The 1,190-nt window shown below is 59.7% G+C and carries 1 protein-coding gene; it reads right to left on the reverse strand.

Annotation, left to right across the window (positions count from 1 at the left end):
• Positions 1-121 precede the first annotated feature (121 nt).
• Positions 122-847, reverse strand: a complete 726-nt coding sequence (locus KCI33_RS17840) for an Arm DNA-binding domain-containing protein (protein ID WP_212526153.1) — start codon at positions 845-847, stop codon at positions 122-124.
• Positions 848-1,190: the final 343 nt, after the last annotated feature.

Raw genomic sequence — 1,190 nt, forward strand, 5'->3', positions numbered from 1 at the left:
CCGCCTCGGCCTCCCTCAGGATGTCGATGATCTGCGCTTCGTTGAACTTCGATGGCTTCATGGTCCGATCCTTCTGTCAGGTCGGACTCTAGCATCAACTGGAGGAACTATCGGGGGCAGGTCACATGTTCCAGACCGCTCCGACCCGGTCGAACGGAATATACCACTCGCTCCGGTCCCCCGCCGGTGCCCAGTGGCGCTTCATCGCGCGAACCGGATTGACCGGGATCAACGGCGTGCCATCGGCAAGCTCGTGCTCGTCGGCGGCATAGTTGAGCAGGATGCGCAGCCCGGTCATGGCGCTGTTGGCACTGGCCGGTGCCCCGCCCTTGCGTTTCTTCCCCGGTAGTCCCTCGGCCATGATCTTGGCGTGCCGCTCCCGCACCATGTCGCGGGTGATCTCCACCACGGGGCGGTGCTGCCAGTCAGCGAACACCTTGGTGACATAGAACTCATACCACTGGCGAGTGCTCGCCTTGAGCTTGCCCGGTCGGCTGACGTAGCTGTCATAGACCTCCTTCAGAGTCACCCCCTCGGCCCGCTCCTGCTTCTTCACAGCGCGCGGGTCGATACCCTTGGCCATGTCGAGCAAGTATTCGCGGGCAGCGACGCGCGCCTGATCGACGGTGAACACGCCATAGGGACCGATGGTGATGCGGGCAGCGGGCTTGTCGGCGTTCGGGCGCCCCTGGACAACGAAGGTGAGCTTCCGTGTGGGTGTGCAGCGAACGCCGAACCCCTTGGTGTCGGTGTCCCAATGGAATTCATCCTTGGGACCGGGCTTGATGCGGTCGATGTAGCCCTTGGTGAGCTTCACGGGCGGGTGTTTCGGGGTCGGCTTGGGCATGGTCTTGGCTCCTCATAAGCAAGTCATAAGCGGCAGCGGTATAGCTACGAGCTATTTGCTTAGGGCTTATCGTTCGAGTCAAGCAACTGAAATCGTTAGCAAATATAGCTACATGTAGGAATATAGAGCTGCGTATAGTTCGCCTGCCCGATACTGTTAATCAATTGGTCGTAGGTTCGATCCCTACCGCCGGAGCCAAAACCTCCACAAGCTATTGGCAAAAAACGAAAAAGCGCTCCTTCGGGGTGACCTGCTCCCCTTAGAGTCCGCGCTTATGAGTTAGCTCTGTTCAGGATTTGGTCCTCTTTCGACCGTTGGTGATACTGCCGCGGGGTGAGCCCGT

The sequence above is a fragment of the Actibacterium sp. MT2.3-13A genome (assembly GCF_018139985.1).
Classification (GTDB): Bacteria; Pseudomonadota; Alphaproteobacteria; order Rhodobacterales; family Rhodobacteraceae; genus JAGSOU01.

What these genes read in the sequence shown, in the direction of transcription:
- KCI33_RS17840 (WP_212526153.1), bottom strand. Translation starts at nt 847, where the DNA reads ATGCCCAAGCCGACCCCGAAACACCCGCCCGTGAAGCTCACCAAGGGC.